General features: G+C 57.8%; 20 protein-coding genes. 11 read left to right on the forward strand and 9 right to left on the reverse strand.

Annotated features, from left to right (window positions below; genetic code table 11):
• Positions 1 to 123 precede the first annotated feature (123 nt).
• Complete coding sequence (locus DS906_RS14370; RefSeq protein ID WP_113790835.1) at positions 124 to 1119, forward strand: helix-turn-helix domain-containing protein; 996 nt, start codon at positions 124 to 126, stop codon at positions 1117 to 1119.
• Between the two features lie 234 nt (positions 1120 to 1353).
• On the opposite strand, the gene DS906_RS14375 is transcribed toward DS906_RS14370, so the two are convergent.
• Entirely contained in the window at positions 1354 to 2991 is a 1638-nt protein-coding gene (locus DS906_RS14375; RefSeq protein WP_113790836.1) for an adenylate/guanylate cyclase domain-containing protein, read from the reverse strand.
• Positions 2992 to 3111: 120 nt separating this feature from the next.
• Positions 3112 to 3804, reverse strand: coding sequence for a Crp/Fnr family transcriptional regulator (locus tag DS906_RS14380; protein WP_113790837.1), 693 nt, complete (start codon positions 3802 to 3804; stop codon positions 3112 to 3114).
• Between the two features lie 181 nt (positions 3805 to 3985).
• Between DS906_RS14380 and hemA the strand changes: the two genes are divergently transcribed.
• The 3 genes from hemA (at position 3986) to DS906_RS14395 (ending at position 6382) form a co-directional block, all read left to right on the forward strand.
• Entirely contained in the window at positions 3986 to 5209 is a 1224-nt protein-coding gene (hemA, locus tag DS906_RS14385; protein WP_113790838.1) for a 5-aminolevulinate synthase, read from the forward strand.
• A gap of 94 nt (positions 5210 to 5303) precedes the next feature.
• Positions 5304 to 5783, forward strand: a complete 480-nt coding sequence (locus tag DS906_RS14390) for a hypothetical protein (protein ID WP_147235263.1) — start codon at positions 5304 to 5306, stop codon at positions 5781 to 5783.
• Complete coding sequence (locus DS906_RS14395; protein ID WP_113790840.1) at positions 5780 to 6382, forward strand: hypothetical protein; 603 nt, start codon at positions 5780 to 5782, stop codon at positions 6380 to 6382. Before DS906_RS14390 ends, DS906_RS14395 begins: the two co-directional genes overlap by 4 nt.
• A gap of 18 nt (positions 6383 to 6400) precedes the next feature.
• Here the strand turns inward: DS906_RS14395 and DS906_RS22645 are convergent, their stop codons facing one another.
• The 6 genes from DS906_RS22645 to DS906_RS14425 are packed head-to-tail and all read right to left on the reverse strand — an operon-like array spanning position 6401 to position 11819.
• Positions 6401 to 6697: a cytochrome C oxidase subunit IV family protein gene (locus DS906_RS22645; protein ID WP_369934939.1), complete on the reverse strand. Its 297-nt coding sequence runs from the start codon at positions 6695 to 6697 to the stop codon at positions 6401 to 6403.
• On the reverse strand, positions 6694 to 7242 hold the full coding sequence (locus DS906_RS14405) for a cytochrome c oxidase subunit 3 (protein WP_113790842.1): 549 nt from the start codon (positions 7240 to 7242) through the stop codon (positions 6694 to 6696). The genes DS906_RS22645 and DS906_RS14405 overlap by 4 nt, the downstream gene beginning before the upstream one ends.
• A complete protein-coding gene (locus DS906_RS14410; protein WP_113790843.1) occupies positions 7239 to 9161 on the reverse strand; it encodes a nitric oxide reductase activation protein NorD in 1923 nt (640 codons plus the stop codon). The genes DS906_RS14405 and DS906_RS14410 overlap by 4 nt, the downstream gene beginning before the upstream one ends.
• A gap of 9 nt (positions 9162 to 9170) precedes the next feature.
• Positions 9171 to 9980 (reverse strand): CbbQ/NirQ/NorQ/GpvN family protein, encoded by an 810-nt coding sequence (locus DS906_RS14415; RefSeq protein WP_113791204.1) that lies wholly within the window; start codon positions 9978 to 9980, stop codon positions 9171 to 9173.
• Positions 9981 to 9985: 5 nt separating this feature from the next.
• On the reverse strand, positions 9986 to 11353 hold the full coding sequence (locus tag DS906_RS14420) for a cbb3-type cytochrome c oxidase subunit I (RefSeq protein WP_058274912.1): 1368 nt from the start codon (positions 11351 to 11353) through the stop codon (positions 9986 to 9988).
• A 16-nt stretch (positions 11354 to 11369) separates the two neighbouring features.
• Positions 11370 to 11819, reverse strand: a complete 450-nt coding sequence (locus DS906_RS14425) for a cytochrome c (RefSeq protein WP_113790844.1) — start codon at positions 11817 to 11819, stop codon at positions 11370 to 11372.
• A 269-nt stretch (positions 11820 to 12088) separates the two neighbouring features.
• On the opposite strand from DS906_RS14425, the gene DS906_RS22520 reads away from it, so the two are divergent.
• Positions 12089 to 13198, forward strand: coding sequence for a Hint domain-containing protein (locus tag DS906_RS22520; RefSeq protein WP_233494805.1), 1110 nt, complete (start codon positions 12089 to 12091; stop codon positions 13196 to 13198).
• Between the two features lie 27 nt (positions 13199 to 13225).
• Here DS906_RS22520 and DS906_RS14435 read toward each other — a convergent pair whose 3' ends face one another.
• A complete protein-coding gene (locus DS906_RS14435) occupies positions 13226 to 14404 on the reverse strand; it encodes an NnrS family protein (RefSeq protein WP_113790845.1) in 1179 nt (392 codons plus the stop codon).
• Positions 14405 to 14639: 235 nt separating this feature from the next.
• On the opposite strand from DS906_RS14435, the gene DS906_RS14440 reads away from it, so the two are divergent.
• The 6 genes from DS906_RS14440 (at position 14640) to DS906_RS14465 (ending at position 21124) form a co-directional block, all read left to right on the forward strand.
• The gene (locus tag DS906_RS14440) at positions 14640 to 16316 is read left to right on the forward strand and encodes a cytochrome D1 domain-containing protein (protein ID WP_113790846.1); all 1677 of its coding nucleotides are present in this window, start codon (positions 14640 to 14642) and stop codon (positions 16314 to 16316) included.
• Between the two features lie 124 nt (positions 16317 to 16440).
• Positions 16441 to 18231 (forward strand): NapC/NirT family cytochrome c, encoded by a 1791-nt coding sequence (locus DS906_RS22670; RefSeq protein WP_113790847.1) that lies wholly within the window; start codon positions 16441 to 16443, stop codon positions 18229 to 18231.
• A 54-nt stretch (positions 18232 to 18285) separates the two neighbouring features.
• Positions 18286 to 18687, forward strand: a complete 402-nt coding sequence (locus DS906_RS14450; protein ID WP_113790848.1) for a plastocyanin/azurin family copper-binding protein — start codon at positions 18286 to 18288, stop codon at positions 18685 to 18687.
• Between the two features lie 190 nt (positions 18688 to 18877).
• Positions 18878 to 19639: a uroporphyrinogen-III C-methyltransferase gene (gene cobA, locus DS906_RS14455; RefSeq protein WP_113790849.1), complete on the forward strand. Its 762-nt coding sequence runs from the start codon at positions 18878 to 18880 to the stop codon at positions 19637 to 19639.
• Complete coding sequence (locus DS906_RS14460) at positions 19632 to 19982, forward strand: cytochrome c (protein WP_113790850.1); 351 nt, start codon at positions 19632 to 19634, stop codon at positions 19980 to 19982. The genes cobA and DS906_RS14460 overlap by 8 nt, the downstream gene beginning before the upstream one ends.
• Positions 19979 to 21124 (forward strand): cytochrome D1 domain-containing protein, encoded by a 1146-nt coding sequence (locus tag DS906_RS14465; RefSeq protein ID WP_113790851.1) that lies wholly within the window; start codon positions 19979 to 19981, stop codon positions 21122 to 21124. The genes DS906_RS14460 and DS906_RS14465 overlap by 4 nt, the downstream gene beginning before the upstream one ends.
• Position 21125: the final 1 nt, after the last annotated feature.

Below are 21125 nucleotides of genomic sequence, written 5' to 3' on the forward strand. Positions count from 1 at the left end.
ACGAAGAAGCCGCAGAGTAGGCGGGCTGAAACTCACGACCGACCCCCGAATTTATGGGGGTCGGCCATAAGAAATGAGCGGTGCCCCGAAGGGCAAAGCCGAAGACCATCAGGTGGAGGAACAATGAAACACTATGTCCTCAAAAATGCCCGTTCACGGCAAGCCAGCGTTGCCAGGCAAACACCCAACAGAAATCATCATGTCGATGTTGTCCTCTCTGGCGCGGACACCGAAGCATCTGCACAGATCGTCCTGGATTTCTTTGATGCCTTGAACAGGCTGGCCGAACATCATTCTTACATCATCAACATTCGCAGGTTGGCTAAAGACCCGGTCGGAGGGCCGCTGTACTGGTCTGGGCGAACGGCACTGTTTTGGGGGGATATCCACGAAAACTGGCGGTTGGATGACTCTGAGAAATCCTGGACCTCGCAGGTTGTGAACCTGTCGTCGCGCACAATACTTGTCGGCAGCGCCGTTTTGCTGCTTGCTCAGATCGGGCGGGCAGAAAAAACGGTCGCCGCGGTGCACCCTAACTTCACGGCCGCAGCGCAGGAAATCGGACTGATCGAAGATGGATCGGGTGTTCACATGGCCTATGATAACCGTTTGCACAGCGCATCGACCCGGTTAAGCGGCTTACGGTTGTTGTCCAATTTCGTTTCGATCGATCACGGAGAGCACCTCGCAGACACTCTGCGTGGATACATTGGCCTGTCCGAGCCAAAAAGGACCGCCAAGAGCCATCTTGCAATCCGGCTTTTCCAACGATCCGAGGCCGATCCACAAGTGCGCAGAGCCATCGAAACGATGAGTGATAATCTTGAGGAGCCATTGCGGATCTCGGATCTGGCGCAAATGCTGGGTACGTCTACCAGACAGTTGCAGCGTCGGTTCCTGAACAGAACCGGCACAAAGCTTTTGACAACGTACAGAGAGCTGCGTCTGGAACGAGCTGACACCTTGCTTCGAACAACGGATCTGTCGCAGCGAGAGATTTCGGCAGCTACCGGGTTTTCTTCTGCCGTCGCTTTGGGTCGCGCCTTTCGTGCCCACTACAAGACATCCCCGGACGACATCCGAAATCAACGCTTTGCGGGACAGTTGTCCGCCAGGTAGGACGAAAAGGATCGCGCCCCGGTATACCGTCGGTTCGTAACCCCCACCTCAAGTCAAACACACCCGCTGACCCACGCATCGGGTGAGTTGCCGTTCCCATTGGGTCGTCATCTGCGTGGGTGCAGAAACTGCTTTGGTTGGCTCGGTCTTTTAATTGCAGGCGCGTCCATCGCTGGCACATGACCGCCTGACCCCGCCTTTTGAAGTTACCAAGGGCGCAACTCCCTGCATTTGTCAGGGAAAGGGCGCATAAACGTGAGGCGCCGCCCGGCTTTCGACCAGACGCGCCAATTCAAAGGCCGAAACGCGGGTTCCTATGCCTTTCAGATCGAATGGTCCCGCCGGGGTCATATCTATCCGGACTTGACGCGCAGTCGCCCTTGAGACAAGCACCTGACCGTCCTTGGCAATTTTGCAAAGGCGTGCCGCCAGATTGGGCGCCGGCCCGATGGCCGAGTAATCCAGACGACCCTCAAAACCAATTCGACCCAAGGTTGCTGCGCCCGTTGCGATCCCAATGCCGAGGCCAAGACCGTGTTGAGCTATACCGGCCCTGTATGGGACCATCGCCTTTCGGACACCCACTTGCATTTTCTGGGCCAGATCAACGGCACGCTGCGCAGCATCATCCAGCGGCACCGGCGCGCCGAACAAAACCATCAAACCGTCGCCAAGAAACCGCTCCAACGTTCCTCCACAGGCTTCGACAAGCGGTCCACAAGTGCCGTGAAATGAGTTCAGGGCCGCGACGACCTGGTCCGCATTGGCAACAGTGGCGAAGGCCGTGAACCCGCGCAGATCGGCAAAAAGAACTGTGATCTCGGCCTTACGGGTTCTCAAGACATCCGCCTCATCCGTCGCGCCGACAATCATCGCTGCCACCTGCGACGGCAGGAAGCGTTTCAGACGATTGGCGCGCTCGATCTCTTCTATCTGGTTGGCGACCCGAGTTTCCAGCGCTGCATTCAAATCGGCCAGCTGGGCTTTTTGCACTTCGACTTGCCCGTAAAGCGCACCCAGTTTTTCGCTGGTCTGGTTCACGTGGTTTGCCAGCTCGCCCAGTTCGTCCCGATTGGGAACCGTAATCCGGTTGTCGAACCCACCCCGGGACAGCTTGCTGAGCACCGCATGGATGCGTTCGATCGGCCACAATAGGGACGACGAAATCGAATATCCCAACAAAAGGGCAATCCCAATCGCTGCGATCGCCGCAGCCGTGATGCTCAGGCGTGAGGTCAAATATGCCTGTTCTGTTGTCCGCGCCAGTTCGCGCACTTCCTGTTCAACATCCTGCGCCACCGTATACGCCTCGCGTTGCATGGCTTGTAGTGGCTCAAACATTTGGTCGATACCGTGTTGCGCTGCGGCTAACAGATCGCCTTCGCGGTTCAGACGGCGCAGTTCAGTGATTGCCGGTAAAATGTCCTGAAGGTCAGATCGAAGGTTCGCGATCGCCTGCGCATCCGGCATTCCCGGCTGTCCGAAACTGCGAAAACCAAGGGCAAGGTTACGCTCCAGCGCCGCCGAAACGTGAAGTATCGAACGCGTAGAAGCTCCCAGAATTCCGTTCTGACGAGGAAAGTCCTTCAGGTTCTGCGGAACGAACAAGGACAGTAGGTGTGTGTTCAGGTTCGAGATCGTCGTGTGGGTGTCATTGAAAAACGCAATACGTTCCTGATCGCGCATCATCGTCTCGGACCGCAGATTGGCCTGATGCAAGGCATAAAGACCAAACAACACCAAGCAGACCAGCAAACCGGTTATCCCTAGAAAAGCCACCAGCAGCTTGGCCCGAACCGAAAGAGCGACCTTGGCGACGCTGAGCGCGACCAAGGGCGGCCTGTCAGGGCCACCGTTGCGGTCGTGTGTCATGCTGCACCCCCCGCCGAAATACGCGGCAGAACTGACATCATTGTACACAAATATGCGAAAAAACGCTAGCAAATATGCCGAAATGTCTGCGCAAATAAGCCAGCCGAAGCGGAATGTGCACTACTTTTCGGACGAGTCGCTTTCGGCGTAGTCGCGAAGGCTTTGGATATCCGCGATTTCGGCGTGATTACGGTTGATTTTCACGCCCACCGGCTTGAGCCGCGAAAATGCCCGGCTCAGACTTTCGGGTTTCATGCCCAAGCGCCCGGCAATCAGCATTTTATCATAAGGCAGCTCAACCTCACAGCCGCCGGACACCTTGTCGGACAGGTTCAGCAAAAACTCGGCCACCCTTTGCGCGCCGGTCTGGGCCTTGAGTTGCTCCAGCTGCGCAACCAGTGAATGCAGATGGGTAAAGGTCGAAGCCAGGATCGACACGCCAATCTCAGGGTCTTCGCGCATCAGAGACAAAAGAAGCGGGCTGGGAATATGCATGATTTCGCAGGCGGAAACAGCCTCGGCAGAGACAGGGTAAGGCACATTGCGCAGCGCGACCGCCTCGCCAAAACTTTCGCCACGGGTAAAGACACTCACCACGGCCTCGGCGCCTGTTGGCGCCATACGAAACAGCTTGACCCAACCCGCCAGAACCACGTGAACCGCCTTAGCCTCTTCCTCCTGCAGAAAAATCGTCTCGCCCCGATCGTAGCGCCGCCAGATCGCATGGCTGAGCAGCTTGTCGATATGATGCTCTGGCAGGCTTTTCAGCAATAGCGACTGTCTGGCGATTGCCTTTTGTGTTTCATGGGCCAAGAAGTGCCCCCTTTTTCCCTGGCCAATCTCTCGGCCGGTACATTCGTTGCCTTATGGCTATGCCAAACCTGAATCCTCTGCACCAGCTTTTTCCTGCGCCACAACTTGACAATTGTCATGTCATCGCACCGCCACCATGCCTAACCTCAGGTCAAAGCCAGTATTCCCGGGAGTGTGTGAGATGGACTACCAGCGATTTTTCACCCAGAGCCTTGATGATTTGCGGGACGAAGGAAACTATCGCGTTTTCATAGATCTGCAACGGCACTGCGGGGCCTTCCCAAATGCGCGCCAGACTGATGGAGCGGTGCAGCGAGATGTGCGGATCTGGTGTTCCAACGACTATCTGGGCATGGGGCAGCATTCGGAGGTGATTGGTGCGATGCATGACGCACTGGATCGCTGCGGTGCAGGTGCGGGTGGCACGCGCAACATCTCGGGAACAACACATGACCACGTGCTGCTGGAAAATGAACTGGCCGATCTGCACGGGAAAGAGGCCGCGCTGCTGTTCACTTCGGGCTACGTCTCGAACTGGGCCGCGCTGGGAACTCTGGCGGCCAAAATCCCCGGGCTGATCGTTTTCTCTGATGCGTTGAATCACGCGTCGATGATCGAAGGCATCCGCCATTCGCGCGCGCAAAAGGTCATCTGGAAGCACAACGATCTGGCAGACCTCGAGGCGAAGCTGGCTGCTGCCGATCCCGACGCGCCCAAGATGATTGCGTTTGAATCCGTCTATTCGATGGATGGCGACATCGCTCCGATCAAGGATATCTGCGATTTGGCCGACAAATACGGCGCGATGACCTATCTGGATGAAGTTCACGCCGTTGGTCTTTACGGCCCCCGTGGCGGTGGCATTGCCGAGCGTGAGGGGCTGATGGACCGGCTGACCGTGATCGAAGGCACGCTGGGCAAAGCATACGGCGTGGTTGGCGGGTACATCGCTGCCTCGGCTGCGCTATGCGATTTTGTGCGCAGTTTTTCCAGCGGGTTCATCTTTACCACCGCCCTGCCCCCCGCAATTGCGGCAGGTGCTGCCGCCTCGATCCGACATCTGAAGCAGTCGAATGCCGAGCGTGACCTTCAAAAAGCGCGCGTGGATAAGGTCCGGGCCCGGTTGGATGCCGAAGGTATCCCCCACTTGCCCAATCCCAGCCATATCATCCCCGTGATGGTGGGCGATCCAATGAAATGTAAATTCATCTCGGACACGCTGCTGGAAGAGTTCGGCATTTATATCCAGCCGATCAACTACCCCACCGTGCCCAAAGGGACTGAACGTTTGCGTATCACGCCATCGCCCGTGCATACGGATGAAGATATCGACCATCTGGTCGGCGCACTGTCGGCGCTGTGGCAACGCTGCCAGATCGCGCGGATGCCGATGGCGGCGCAATAGTCAAAGCGCCCCCTCGTTTCAAAATCGCCGCCTCATCGAGGCGGCTTTCTTGGCGCGACAAACTTCTGCCCAATTCACATTCTAACCGGAAAGCATGAAGCAGTTTATTCCTTTAGGTTGTATTGTCCTCGCCCTCAGTGGGTGCAGCCGAGAAACCCCACGCGACAAGATGTTCGATGAATTGCGTACGCAAAAGGATGTTCAGACGCCTTTTCCAAGCGCAGGTTATACCTATGCCAGCTTTGACACCGGCCACGGCTATCAAATCGAGTATCTGGATTCCAATGGGCGCGCTTTTCTTTGGTACCCGGGCAATCGTAGTGCTGTGTCGGGCGAATGGAAAATCGTGCTGGACGAGATTTGCTATCGCTACGGCTCGAACACGTTCAACCCTCAAACATTGCAGCGAGGCGGATCCTGGAGCTGCGATTACACGGGACGGGCTGGCTATCTCGTCACCGCCTATCAAAAAGGTGATCCCTTCAATTTGAGATCCGGGAAAATCCCTTATGCCCGCAGCAAATGCGATCTTCCCAAAGGTTTGAATCAAGTAAAAAACGTGAGTTGCAAATGAAAGCTCTTTTGTCCGCATTGGCATTTGTCCTGCTTGGCCACACAACTGCCATAGCTTGCACGAACATGAACCGTTTGCCGGTTTTCAACTACAAAAAGCATGCCAGCGGTAACGCCGACTTTTACGGGGTCGACCCCAAGAAGGGTCGATCTATCATCATCCGACATACTGACGGTATCTCGAGGATTGATATCCGCGCAAAACGGGGCGCGAAGGATCTATATACCAAGTCAGGAACAGGTTCGCCACTTCCTGTGACTGTCACGGTAACCGAGAATTTGTGCGTTCAAGGCAGCAAGAAGCTTTTCACCAAAAAGTTCCACGCCCGGTTGAAGGAACAGCATTCCACGCAGTTCTTTACCCCGTTTGTGGCGAAACAGAACAAAGATCAGGCCATTTCTCTGGCTCAATCGGTTTTGCGGGCAACGTACTGTCCAAAAGGTGAAATCGCGCTGAACCACAAATTCCAATATGTCGACAAGTCCGGCAACAATCCGGTGGTGAAAACTGCGCCTGCTGCCCGAGCCTGGGGGGCAGATCCATTCGATGAAGAGTGGATCATTCAACTCACCTGCTCGGAATGGCGAAGTATCCAATAGTGACTGCGGCAGACGGCTTCAGATCAGGTACAACGCCAGAATAAGGCACGCAAAGGCGATCATGACAAAAGTGAACCCGCGCAGCCACGTGGGGCTTTCGGCAAGGTCGAGATAGCGCGCGAGGATCACCCGCGCTTTGATCAGCGCCAGAATCAGAATGCCTCCACCAAGTAAGGCCGAGTACACTGGCAGCATGGTCAGCAATGTGGATGCCAGGCTGAGTGCCAGCAGGGCAATCCATGCGTGTGTCAGTAGATTCGAATGCCTCCGGCGGGAGGAGTTGAGAAAAGAAGAAGCGCTAGGCATGCCTATCATCCCAACAGGTAGATCACGGGAAACAGCATGATCCAAACCAGATCGACCATGTGCCAGAACTGAGCGCCTGCCTCGATATTGTGGACATCGTCGCGCCAGGCGACTAATAGCAGGATACCCACTCCGGCCAGCACATGTGCCGCGTGAAAGCCCGTCAGCAAGTAGTAGAACATGAAGAACGGGTGGGTCTCAAACGTGATTCCCTGCGCCGCTTTGCCTGCGTATTCGACACCTTTGATGACCAGGAACACCACGCCCAACAGAGCCGCGCCAATCAGCGCGAGGCGGGCGATGCCACGACGGCAAGCACGGCGCCAATTCAGCGCCTGCACGGCGAGGTAACCTGACGTAACCAGCACTGCTGTATTGAAGGCCGCACCCGTGCGATAAAGATGCGACTGCGCCTCCGCAAAGCCCGCCGGGTCGGTCAGGCGAACGGCCATAAAGGCGATCAAGCCTGCCCCGAATACCAGCAGCTCCGAGATGATGAGCACCCACATCAACAACTCACCCGGAAGCTCGTCGATCAGGGAGGTATCGCTCATGCGCCGACCAGTTGGCGGTAGATCTGCGGCAGCGCCATAGTCAGCCGGTGCGGGTCGGGGATGACGGCGAAACCGCCCTGTCCGAACATGCGGGGGAACCAGCTTTTGCCTGTCTTGTCGATGGTCACACCAAACACTGATTGCCCGGCGCGGCGGGCCTCGCGGACAGCCATGCAGGTGTCTTCGATACCGTGGCGGCCTTCGTAATGGTCCAGATCGTTGGGCTTGCCATCGGTGATGACCAGCAGCAGGCGGCGCTTTCGCGATTGTGCCGTCAGGTCGACTGAACAATGTCGGATCGCAGCCCCGAGCCGGGTATAGTGGCCCGGCCGCAGCGATGCGATGCGCTGTTCAACGGTCGTACCCATCGGCTCATCAAAGCGTTTGCAGCGCTGTACGTAGACGCGCTGGCGTTTTAGCGAACTGAAGGCGTGGATGGCGAAATCGTCACCACAGGCGTTCAGGCCCCAGGCGAGCGCGGCCAGTGCCTCGCGCGCGATGTCGATCACGGCCCGGCCTGTGACGGCGCTTTCAGTGGAGCGGCTGACATCCAGCAGGATCGAGATGGCAAGGTCGCGCGCCTCGGGACGGGATTGCATCCAGATACGCTCGGTTCCTTCGCCATTGGCGCAGCGATCGACCTGCGCTCGAACGGCGGCCTCGATATCCAATTGGTCGCCATCCAGATGGCCGCGCGTCATAACACGACCTGGGCGAAGGGCTTCAAATTGGCGCTTAACGGCGCGGATCCGGCGGGCGGTCGCTGGATCCTTTCCGAACGCGGCCGCGTCATCGCGAATATCGGCATCCGAAAGTAGGACGTTAACGTGGTCAGGCAGGTATTGCCCCGTGCGTACATCCCACTCGGGGTAGAGGATGCGGCCTGACAACCGCTCGCGATTCACATCCTCGGGTGCAAGGTCCAGATGCAGTTTCAGCTTGGTGGGCGGGGCTTTTGAGATTTGTCCAAGGCCAATCTCTTCTTGGTCGTCGGCAGCCTTTTTGGCGTTGTCGGGATCATCGTCGTCGATACGGCGATTGATGTTAAGAAACTCAGCCCAGCTGAGGATGGCTTCGAACTTGTGCAGGATGAAACTGTCACTGCGGGATGCCTGATCCGATTTGCGGCGGCGGGCGCGATGGGTTTTCTTGCCAGATTCCTCGGGCGGACCTTCGGTGTCGGGGTTTTCTACCTCGTTGTGTTCGGAAAAGCCGACGGCGCGCAGTTCGGGCCACAAGGGGACCGGGCGCATCGGCTGATAGCCGCGCGGTGCAATCATGTCATCGTCCATTGCCAGAAGGTGTTCGGCTATTTCAGACAGCGGGCTTGGATCGCCCAGTCGATGTCGGATCAATTCTTCGACAGCGGCCTCGACGGGCGGAAGGTTGGGAATGTCACGTTGATGCAGCACCCCTTTGCAGAGTTCGGCGTAAAGTGGGCGCAAGCCGGGGGCGTCCTCCAGAGTCGCCTCGACCATGTGTCGAGCGGCGATCAGCGCACTCAAGTCGGCGCGTAACGGATCATTGTCATCAATTCGGGTTCCGGCATGGGCCGCCGCAGCCGCCAGCCAGACGTACAGTGCGCCGTTGGCCGCGCGCACGGGAAACACCGCCAAACGGTCCGGCAGGCGCAGAACCTCGCCATCAAACGAAGCGCGCGGCATCAGTTCCACCTCAGTGGCCAGCCGACGGCGCCAGCTTAGGCGATGGCGGGAAACCTCGGGTGAGACCGGGCGTAATTCGACGCCCGGACTACCCCCAAGTCCTCGGAAGAGGACAGCCAACCGCCCCGCGACCTCAGAAAGGTCGACCGCGGCTCCAACATGCACCTCCGGTGCATCGAAGCGGCTGGCAAGGGTGTGCCACAGTTTCCCGATCGTTTCTTCGGGTTCCCATGGCTCAAAATCGATCTTGACCATTGGCCGGCCTCACCCAAAGACAGCCGTGACAAGATCGAGGAGCCCGCGTTTGATATCCTCGTCATCCGTCAGAGGTTCGATCATAGCGGCGAGGATGGCGCGGTCGGTGGACATGCCCTGTGCGATCAGCGTCGCGGCATAAACGACCAGACGGGTGGAAACGCCCTCCTCAAGATCCTGACCTTTGAGGCCCCTCAGCTTACCCGCCAGCCGAACCAACGGTTTGCAACGGTCCAGAGCCAGCCCACTTTCCTGTGCGACGACTTCGGCCTCCATTTCCGGTGATGGAAAGTCGAACTCCAGCGAGATAAATCGCTGACGGGTCGAGGGTTTCAGGGTTTTCAGGATGTTCTGGTAACCAGGGTTGTACGAGGCCACCAGCATGAAACCAGGTGTGGCCTCAAGCTCTTCGCCGGTGCGGTCGATCGGCAGGATACGTCTGTCGTCAGTCAGCGGGTGCAGTACGACAGTCACGTCTTTACGGGCCTCTACCACCTCATCCAGATAGCAGATTGCGCCCTCGCGGACAGCGCGGGTCAGAGGGCCGTCGACCCATATGGTCTCGCCCCCCTTTAGCAGATAACGACCGATCAGGTCTGCGGCGGCCAGATCGTCGTGGCAAGCCACTGTGTAGAGGGGCCGACGCAGGCGCGCGGCCATATGAGCCACAAAGCGGGTTTTTCCGCAGCCTGTCGGACCTTTCAGCAGGACCGGCAAGTTGTTGGCATAGGCGGCGGTGAACACATCGCATTCATCGCGTTGGGGCAGGTAGAAGGGGGCGTCAGCCGCCCCCGTTCCCATTTGAATGGAGCCATCCATTTGCATCACTCCGCTGGGGTTTCAGCTGCGCCCGGCTCGATGATCTCTTTGCGAGGCACCCAGACCGAGTAGATGAACAACAGCGCGCCAAGGACCACCACAACTCCGGACCCAAAGCGCATCCAGTAGAAGATCGCGATCTGGTCTTGCACGTCCATGAAGTAGTCTCCGACCACGCGCTGCATGTGCGTCTGCACGGTTCCGCCGAAGGTCAGCACGAAGGTCATGAAGACCATACCGCTGGTCATCAGCCAGAACGACCCCATGTTCATCACCTGATTGTACGGATCGCGGTTTTTAAGGATCGGCATGGCATAGCTGAAGATCGCCAGGTTGAGGCAGACATAGGCACCGTAAAAGGCCAGGTGACCATGGGCGGCCGTGATCTGCGTACCGTGGGTGTAATAGTTCACTCCGTGCAGCGTGTGCAGGAAGCCCCAGACGCCAGCGCCAAAGAAAGCCAGCGTGGCACAGCCCAGCGACCACAGCAGCGCGGCCTTGTTGGGGTGGTCCCGACGGCCTTTCCAGACCATGACGAAGGCAAAGGCCATCATCGCGAAGAACGGGATCACCTCGAGGCTTGAGAAGATCGACCCGATCCACTGCCAATACGCAGGCGTACCAATCCAGTAGTAGTGGTGCCCGGTGCCGAGGATGCCCGAGAACAGCGCGGCGGCGACGATGACATAGAGCCATTTCTCGACCACCTCACGGTCAACACCGGTCAGCTTCAGCATCAAGTAGGCCAGGATCGAGGCCATGATCAGTTCCCACACACCTTCGACCCACAGGTGGACAACATACCACCAGTATTGCTTGTCCAGCGACAGGTTGCCCGGGTTGTAGAAGGCAAACAGGAATAGCAGCGCCAGACCCCAAAGACCCAGCAGCAGGATGTTGGTGATCGCGGTCTTCTTGCCCTTCAGAACGGTCATCGACACGTTATAAAGGAAGATCAGTGCGGCCACGACGATCCCGGCCTTGACCCATTTGGGTTGCTCAAGGAACTCGCGCCCCTCTTTCCCCAGCAGCCAGTTTCCTTCGAACAGGTTGAATGTATAGGTCAAAACCACGCCAAGTGTACCGACAACCAGAATGATCAGTTGCAGATAGGCCAGCATGGGCGAATGGATCTCACGTTCGGCCTCTTCCGGGATCAGAAAATAGGCCGCGCCAAAGAAGCCCAGGATCAACCAGACGATCAGCGCATTTGTATGTAGCATCCGCACAATGTTGAACGGCAGGAGCTCGCTCAGGAAATTGGGCGATACATAAATCCAGCCGGCGATCAGACCGCCGATTACCTGGATCGCGAAAAGGCCCATCGCTACGGCAAAGTAGGCGTAGGCAATTTTTTGGGATTCGTACTTCATTACTCCGTTCCCTTCCTCAGCCGGCCTCGTTGGGCGGCCAGTCCTGAGCATCGATATTATCCGTCCAGATCAGGAAGTTGGTCAGATCGCGGATTTCTTCATCGCTAAGGTTGAATTGCGGCATCTGCCGACGTCCGGGGATGCCGGTAGGCTGTGCTTCCATCCACCCCTTGAGTGCATCAAAGGCCGATTCCGGATCATCCAGAACATCCCACCGTGTCATCACATTGCCGACCTCGGGGGCAAAGTAGGCCCCTTCACCCAGAATCGTGTGACAATTGATACAGGCGTGTTTTTCCCAGACGTGTTTGCCCCGCACCACGCTATCATCAAGATTCGCGGCATTCTCGGAATTCACGATGTACCAGTGGGAATGGGCCGACAAAGCCAGAAAGATAAGAATAAAGAACAATGACCCGCCATAGAAAATATTGCGGGCCATGCTCTTGGTCATGACTTCTCGCATCGCGCTCTCCTTTGCGCAGATTAGCTTGTGAAGATCAGCATGCAGGTGGGGACGGTGGAGCGCCTTAACGAAAGTCAAGACTGGAGATTTGTTGCGCTATGGCAAAAAAAACAGCCGCATTCATGAATTCAAAAAAATGCCGTGGTATTGCCTTGAAATAAGGGGATTGAGTAGAGATTGTTGCTGAACAATGCCCCTGAATGAAGATTTTCGTGCCAAAAGCACTGGCTGAAACGAACTGCGCGCGTGACAAGAGGTAGTGAGTACAGATGGCAAACTATTCCTACATTGGATATGATCCCGACGTCATTTCGGTCATCACGGCGGGGCCAGACCAGGTCATTTTGGACACCGATTTTGACCCGGCCACTGACCGGCGCGTTTTCAATGTCGAGGATGCCGCAGGCGGAAACATTCTGTCGCGCCCCGGGGAACCAACGCTTCCAGATACTGGCACCGTTTTTAACGGCGACTTCAATAACGACGAAGTCGGCGATGACTTAACGCAATCCGGTACGGTCACCAATCTGGACGGGTCCACCACATTTCTGAGTGGTGATATCTATCTGGAAGAATCCTATATCCTGACCGATCCGGATGGCGGCACCATTACCGTTTACCGGGTTGAGGTCGAGGGTGACCTGGCAGGCTATATCACGTCAGAGCCTTTGGACCCCGGCACTGCTTATTCGATGACAATTGTCAACGTCACGCCGGGCAATGCGCCTGACACAACCGACCCCACATCCATCGTTGACGTGCCCTGTTTTACCGCTGGTACACTGATCCGGACGCCGGGTGGAGATATGGCGATCGAACGTCTGAGTGCGGGCGATCTGGTTGAGACGATGGACCACGGGCCACAGCGCATTCGCTGGATCGGCGCGCGTAAGCTGTCCAGCCAGGAGTTGTCGGAAAAGCCCAAACTACGGCCCATCCATATCGCAGCCGGTGCACTGGGAAGCGGGTTGCCTCAGCGGGATCTACTGGTGTCTCCGCAGCACCGGATGCTGGTGCGGTCCGCCATTGCAATCCGTATGTTCGAGACCAGCGAAATCCTTGTGGCCGCGCACGCGCTTGTTGGCGTTCCCGGCATATCCGTCGAGGAAAACGCTCAATCAGTCGAGTATTATCATATGCTGTTCGAACAGCATGAAATCGTTTTTGCCGACGGTGCCCCGTCTGAAAGTCTGTTTGCCGGCGCCGAGGCCCTCAGGACTGTGCCGCCTGTGGCGCGGGCAGAAATGCTGGAATTGTTTCCCGCCTTGGCCACCGAGGGTTTCGTACCTCCGCCCGCACGTCCGATCCCGACCAAAGGCAAGCAGGTTCGGAACATGGTGCAACGTCATATCAAGAACAGCCGATCGTTGATCGAGTGACATTGGCCTCTTGGAACGACGAGGTGCCTAGCTCCGCGTCGCGCGCGGGCCGGTCAAAGCAGGCCACATCGCAATCAGATACAGCGCAAAGGCGGTGACCCACAAACCGTCCGACAAAAGCATCGCGACGAGATAGCCCGCATTCAACTCGGCCCCGACCCAGCGCGACAGTGCGGCCACCGCCATCAAACCATAGGCTAAAACCATCAGCCCGGGCGCGACCAGCGCGCGACCGCTATGTCCAAGCGCAGCGCGGCTCATGACGGCCAATGTCATGCCACCTACGCAACCGATACCAAGGACATGCAAGGCTGCAACCTCATTGCCAATGCCCAGAACCGCCATCCCCCACAGGATCAGACCCAGTGCCAGCATGCCCAACCCCAGATGCAGCGCCAGCAGGATCGGCTCCCGTGCGGCCCAAGCTGTCCGCCACCGGGCCATGCGCAGGATTTGCACGACGCCCAACACCAGGGCAACTACACCGGCAGCACCCCAATCGCCTGATGCCAAAACGCTCAACGGTAGGATAAGCGACAGTCCGATACCCAGCTTGTCCAATGCACCGACGGAAACGGGCCAATCCGTTTCGGGCACACCGGCGCGTTTCATGGCATTACGGGTAAAGGCCGGCGTGATCCGTCCGCCCAGAATGGCAATCATCGCGCAGAGCGCCAGCAGACCCGCCCGCAGCCCAGATTGCAACGTGTCATCCGTCAACCCTATCCACTCCAGATGGGTCAGCAGGTCCGCGACCCAGATCAAGCTGAGCAGCAGGAGGAAAATCAGGTTCTGTGGTTTTGGTCGGCGCATCAGCTGCGTCGCGATCTTCGCCGCGAGGATCGGAACAAAAGCAAGGTCTACCGCTGCAACCACCACCGGCGGCAATACACCCGAAAACCACATCGCCATCCGGCCAGCCAGCCACACCCCGGCCGCGATCGCAATAAACCGCGCGCGCACGTCCGGCGCGCCAGTCCAGTTTGGCACTGCCGTCAGAAAGAAGCCGCCCAACGCTGCGGTCGCATATCCAAAGATCATCTCATGCGCGTGCCACATGGGCGGCGTCATGCCGTAATCCGGCGACAGGTAAGGCACCGTCAACCACAGCCCCCAGACCAATCCGACAAACAGGCCATACAATCCGGCGGACAGAAAAAATACGCGGAACCCCTCACCAAATATCCGGGTGATAATTGCGGGCATGGCTGCTCTCCTTGGCCGTTTTCCCAAGCCCTAACATCCCATCTGCGCGCAGCACTTAACCAAAATCAAAACCGGCGGAAAACATGTCCCTAGAACACAGATTTTCTAAGGTTCTTTTGGCGCATTTTTTGCATTCATGCCCCTGTTTGCGCGCCATCCGTTGACTTTCGTCAAGGAGCCGAAGGCTGCGATGGGCCACCCTTAGAGCTGCCTCACCAGCAAATGGAGAGTGATCATGTCACTTGGAATCAGCTACATAAAAACTGGCCGTGCCTTTGGGGTCGGTTTGGCGATGCTGTTGGGCAGCGTCGCTGCCCCTACACTCGCCGAAGAGCCAACCCTTGACAAGGAAGCCTTTGAATCGTCCAAACAATTGTACTTTGAACGCTGCGCCGGGTGCCATGGCGTATTGCGCAAAGGGGCGACCGGTAAAAGCCTTGAACCATTGGTCGAAACGAAAAACGCCGACGGTACCGTGACCGAATCCGGCACCCTGAAACTGGGACAGGAACGGCTTGAAAAGATCATCGCCTGGGGCACCGAAGGCGGGATGAACAACTTCTCGGACGTGATGTCCGAGGACGAGATTAGCAACATGGCGACCTACATCCAGATGGAGCCACCCAAGCCGCCGGAAATGTCTCTTGAGCAGATGATGGCGACCCGCAAAGTCTACGTTGAACCCGAAGATTACCCAAACGAGCCGTTGCATGGTCGCAACTGGGAAAACTTCTTCGTTGTCATCGAACGTGACGTGGGCAAAGTGGCCGTGATCGATGGCGACACCAAGGAAGTGCTGGCACATATTCCGACAGGTTATGCCGTGCACGTCCTGAAAGCGTCCGAGCATCACAAGCTGGAGGAACCCGAAAACCCTGGCCGTTTCTGGTACACTATGGGCCGCGACGGCAAGATGACCAAGATCGACCTGTGGCAGAACCCTGAAAACATGCTCGTGGCCGAGGTGACCATTGGCTATGACGCCCGTGACGTAGCCGTATCTGGCGACGGTAAATATGTGATCGGTGGGGCCTATTGGCCGCCGCATTTCGCCATCGTGGATGCCGACACAATGGAACCGAAAAAGGTTGTCTCTACCCGGGGCTACAATGTGGACGGGGACTATGTGGAAGAGGCTCGCGTGGCCGCAATCTACACCACCCCGAATGAACCCACGTGGATTGTGGCCGTGAAGGAACTCGGTCAGCTGTGGCAGGTGGACTATTCCGATCTGGACAACCTGCGGATCGACAAAATCGACAGCGCCAAATTCCTGCATGACGGGTTTTTCGATCCAACCGGTCGTTATTTCCAGATCGCCGCCAACGCGTCGAACAAGATGGTTGTGGTCGATACCGAAACCCACAAACTAGAAGCCATGATCGACACCGCGCCGCTGCCACACCCCGGTCCGGGCGCCAACTGGGAAGACCCGAATTGTGGCCCGGTTGCCGGTACGACCCACTTGGGCGAAGGCACTGTCACCGTGTGGGGCAACGACCCCGAAGGTCGTCCGGATGACGCCTGGAAAGTCTGCTACGAGGTGGAAACCGACGGACCCGGTCTGTTCATTCGGACACACCCGGAATCGGACTATATCTGGGCCGACCAGACCAAGCACCCTGAGCCTGAGGTTCAGCAATCGGTGCAGGTCATCGACAAGGCCACCGGTGAGATCGTGAAAACGATCCAGATCACAGAAGAGGAAGGCAACGTCGCCGTCCACTTCGAGTTCAACCAGGACGGCTCTGAGGTTTGGGTTTCCAAATGGAACCGCTCGACCTCGAAAGAAGCGAACGGTGAAATCGTGATCTACGACGCCAAGACGCTGGAAGAGATCGGCCGCGTGAAGGGTCTGTTTGCGCCCACCGGCAAGTTCAACGTCTACAACCGGTCGAACCACGTCACCTGACGGTTTCGCAACCAACTCCGGAAAGGGCGGGCCCCTCGCCCGCCCTTTCCTCGTTTGTTCACTCAGCCAAACTCACCGGCCTGCCATCCAAGGCCAGACAAGACAGCCAAAACGGAGCCCGGACATGACTTCCGAACCGGATAAGAAAAAACCGATCTGGCGCCGGTATTTCCTGTGGGGAATGCCCGTGGCCGGTATTGCCGCAGCCTTTGTCGGCGGCATCATCTTCTGGGGTGGATTCAACACCGCCATGGAAGCCACCAACACCAAAGATTTCTGTATCTCTTGTCACGAGATGCGCGACTTTGTCTACGAAGAATACACCGGCACGATCCATGACGTGAACCGGTCCGGTGTCGGTGCGGTCTGTTCTGACTGCCACGTGCCGAAGGACTGGACCCACAAGATGATCCGCAAGATCAAGGCGTCCAAAGAGCTGTACGGCAAGGTGGTTGGCACCATCAACACCCGCGAAAAGTTCGAAGCTAAACGCGTACATCTGGCCATGAACGAATGGGAGCGGATGAAAGCCACCGACTCGCGTGAATGCCGCAACTGCCACGACTTTGAATCGATGATGCCCGAATTCCAGAAACCCCGTGCGCGTCAACAGCACCTGAACGCGATGACTGTGGGCCAGACCTGTATCGACTGTCACAAGGGGATTGCGCACTCGGACGCCCGCGATCGGGCCGACGAAGAGTATCTGGAAGAGCTTGAAGCGCCGAACCCGGACTTTATCCGTCAGATCCCGCCGGAATATATGGCGAGCCTTGAACGGATCGAAGCCAAGGAAGCCGCAGAAGCCGCGACCGAGAAAGCAGCCAAACAGGCGCAGCATGAAGCCGTGCAGGCTCAGATTGCAGCTGCTGTGGACGCAGCCGTGGCGGAAGAACGCGCCAAATCCAGCGGCGAGGAAGCCGGAGCACCCGCAGGTGGTGGGGGTGGTGGCGACGTCGCTGCGAATGTCGACTGGAACGCGGTTGCCAGCGCCGACTTGAAACTGTTCTACCCCGGTCAAGCTTCGTTTGAATGGGTCCAAAACGGTAAGTCCCACGGCGGCGCCCGTCCTCTGACCAAAGGGGGCGACCAGTGTACGACTTGCCACGCCAAAGAGCTGGACACGATCGGCAACAAGATTGTTGCGGGCGGCGAATTGGAGCCGACCCCAATCCCCGGTAAACGCGGCGTGATCGACGCAACCGTTCAGGCAGCGCATGATGACGAGAACCTATATATCCGTCTGCAATGGCCGGATGCAGGTCACAACCCCGCGCCTTTCGTGGACGGTGGCAAAATGGATCCCGACAACCAGATCAAGGTCGCCATGATGATCACCGGCACCGGGATTGAGCTGGGCGATCAGGTTGGCTGCTGGGCTTCGTGCCATGCCGACAACAGCTATATGCCCTTCGCACCTGAGGCGGATGCGATTGCCGCAAATGGTGATGTTGCGGGCCGTTTGGCCACGCAGGATACGGTGACCAAATACATCAGCGAAAGCCGCACAGATGTTGAGGTCAAAGGCCGCCGTGGCAAAGCTCTGGGCGGTTGGGACAAGCTAGAGGCAGAAGCTCAGATCGAGCAATACCTGGCCGATGGCACCTATCTAGACCTGATGCGCGTCTATGCCGATGGCAGTGCGTCAAACGGCTATCTGCTGGAACAGCGCGTGGTCAATGACGGTGAAATCGCCGCCTCGGCCAATCTAGCTGGCGGTATGTGGACCGTTGTGTTTGCCCGCCCGCTGAATTCAGGCGCGCCGGGTGACGTCCCGCTTGAGCCTGGTCAGACCTATACGGTTGGTTTTGCGATCCACGACGATTTCGCCGCCGCCCGGTTCCACCATGTCACGTTGGACACCAGCCTGGCGCTGGATGACGACAGCGCGTTCATCAATGTTGTCAAACAATAACGGACGGGGGCCGGGTATTCCGACCCCTTTCTTTTTGGAAAGGAGATTTGGACGATGAAGCCTCAACGCCTTCTTCCCGCCTTGCTTCTTCTGTCTTTGCCCGCATGGGCGGATGAGGCCGCCGATATCTGCGCCGAGGCTGAGGACCGTTATGTCGAGCTTCTGGGTCAATCATCTTCGGCCGTCGAGGATGCCGAGGTGGTGCTGATGTACAAGTACAACTTCTGCCCGTCCGAACTGACCGTGAAGGCTGGCACTACAGTCCGTTGGGTCAATGTCGACAAGCGGACCAGCCACTCGGTCCTGCTGAAGGATGGCGGCGAGCCGGAAAGCGACCGGTTGTTCCCTGAAGAAACGGTCGAGATAACCTTCCTTACCCCGGGTCCGCAGGAATACCTGTGCGGCCCACATTGGGAAACACAGAACATGATCGGAATGATCACAGTCGAACCCTGAGCCGAGGCAAAAATACAGGCAGAAAGAAAGGAGCGCGGGCGCAATTCCCGCGCTCCTTAACTTTAGTCAAGGAAGTCGCGCGGTTATTGCGCAAACCTGCCCACATGACACGCCCGGTTGGCCCAGCGACGTCCTCAATTCGCCGAATGGACCCGGGTTTCGAAGACATTCAGACCAAGCGAGTTTGCACATGAGCGGTAAGGTTTTTCTGATTGGTGCCGGTCCCGGCGACCCCGAACTCATGACCCTGCGCGCACTGCGCATGCTGCAAGAGGCCGATGTGGTTGTTTATGACCGGCTGGTCTCGGCCGACATTCTGGAGCTGCATGCCCCCGGCGCGCGGCTGATCCCGGTCGGCAAAGCGCCCAAGTGCCATACGGTGCCGCAGGATCGCATCAACGACATTCTGGTCAAAGAAGCCCGCGCAGGCCATTGCGTTGCGCGTTTGAAAGGCGGCGACCCGATGATCTTTGGACGTGGTTCGGAAGAGGCCGCGTATCTGATGGCCCACGATATCGCGATTGAATACGCGCCGGGCATCACCGCCGCACAAGGAGCATCCAGTTCCACCGGCGTGCCGCTGACCCATCGCGGCCTTGCAACCTCGGTTCAATATGTCACTGGTCACAGACAGGCCGACAAGGTGCTGGATCTGGATTGGAAGCGACTGGCCGATCCTGACGCGACGCTGGTCATCTACATGGGTGTCGCAAATATCGGTCAGATCGCCATGGGCCTGATGACGGAAAACCTGCCTGGCTCGACGCCTGTTTTGGCCGTAGGCAAAGCGACAAAGCCAGACGAGCGTCGACTTGTTTCAAGACTGGACAAATTGGCGGCGGATGTGCGCGAGGCGGATCTGAAGGCCCCGACGCTGTTTATCGTCGGGCAAGTGGTTACCCTTTATGCGGATCAACCCGTGACGAACCTGCTGGAGCAGGCCCATGGCTAGTGTCCTCCAATCGAATGGCGGGCTTCCGGCATGGACTTCGCGCGCTTTTCTCACAACAGCCGTCCTCATCGCCACCTCGGCCCTTGCCGCCGACGTGCTGGATGGCAACGCCCTGAAACGCCTTGTTCATCAGGATTGTGGCTCGTGCCACGGCTTGTCTTTGAAGGGTGGCCTTGGGCCGGATCTGCGGTCGAAATCGCTGGACCATTATGATGCTGATGTTTTGACCGACGTCATCCTTGACGGCATCCCCGGCACCGCAATGCCCCCGTGGCGGCCCCTGATCAGCGAGGAAGAGGCCGAATGGATCGCCCGCTATCTTCTGGAATCGGAGGCACAATGAAACACCTCATCCTTAGCCTTGCGGCCACCCTAATCATGACAACGGCGCAGGCCGAGCCCACCGCTACAGGCGATTTAGGTCTGGTAGTCGAACGTGCCAACGGTTCGGTTCTGCTGGTGGATCAATCTGACCGGGCAGCGTTGGCGCGGATCGAAGGCTTAGGTGATCTGTCCCACGCTTCGCTGGTCTATTCGCCTGATGAACGTTTCGCGTATGTGTTCGGACGCGATGGTGGGCTGACCAAGGTCGATATTGTGACACGCCAGATCGTGAACCGGGTCGTGCAGGCAGGCAACGCCATCGGCGGTGCTATCTCGGACGACGGTCAACTGGTGGCCGTCTCGAATTACGAACCGGGCGGTGTTCGCGTCTTCAATGCCGAGACGCTCGAGATGGTCGCGGATATTCCTACCGAAAGCAAAACCATCGGTCTGGTCGACGCACCAGGCCGCCGGTTTGTGTTCACCATGTGGGACACGGGCGAAACCTGGATCGCCGATTTCTCAGCGGGCACCCCCGAAATCACCAAGATCCCAGAGATGGGCAAGAACCCCTATGACGCGCTTATCACCGCCAATGGTCGGACCTACATCACCGGGCTATTCGGCGAAGACGGGCTAACCGCACTGGACCTCTGGGCCGACAACCCCGAACCGATCCGCATGCTGCCCGATTATGGCCGTGGTCAGGAAGAGATGCCCGTCTACAAGATGCCTCATCTGGAAGGCTGGGCGCTGACCGGGCGCGAATTCGTGTTGCCTGCAGTTGGTCATCACGAGGTGCTCTGGATCGACGCCGATACTCTGACCGAGACCGGTCGGACGCAAACCCACGGCCAGCCTGTCTTTGCCATGGCGCGGCCCGACGGACGGCAGGTCTGGGTGAATTTTGCCCACCCGCTGAACGACACGATTCAGGTGATCGACAGTGTCAGCAAGGAGATCATCCACGAGTTCAAGCCGGGGCCTGCCGTGCTGCATATGGAGTTCACCCCGCGCGGGCATGAGGTCTGGATCAGCGTGCGGGATGCCAACAAGGTCATCGTCTACGACACACAAACCTTCGAAAAGCTACGCGAGATCGAGGCAGACAGCCCATCTGGTATTTTCTTCACCGCCCGCGCGCACAAAACGGGGCTATAGG

It is taken from the genome of Ruegeria sp. A3M17 (assembly GCF_003318255.1).
In the GTDB taxonomy this organism is placed as follows: Bacteria; Pseudomonadota; Alphaproteobacteria; order Rhodobacterales; family Rhodobacteraceae; genus Ruegeria.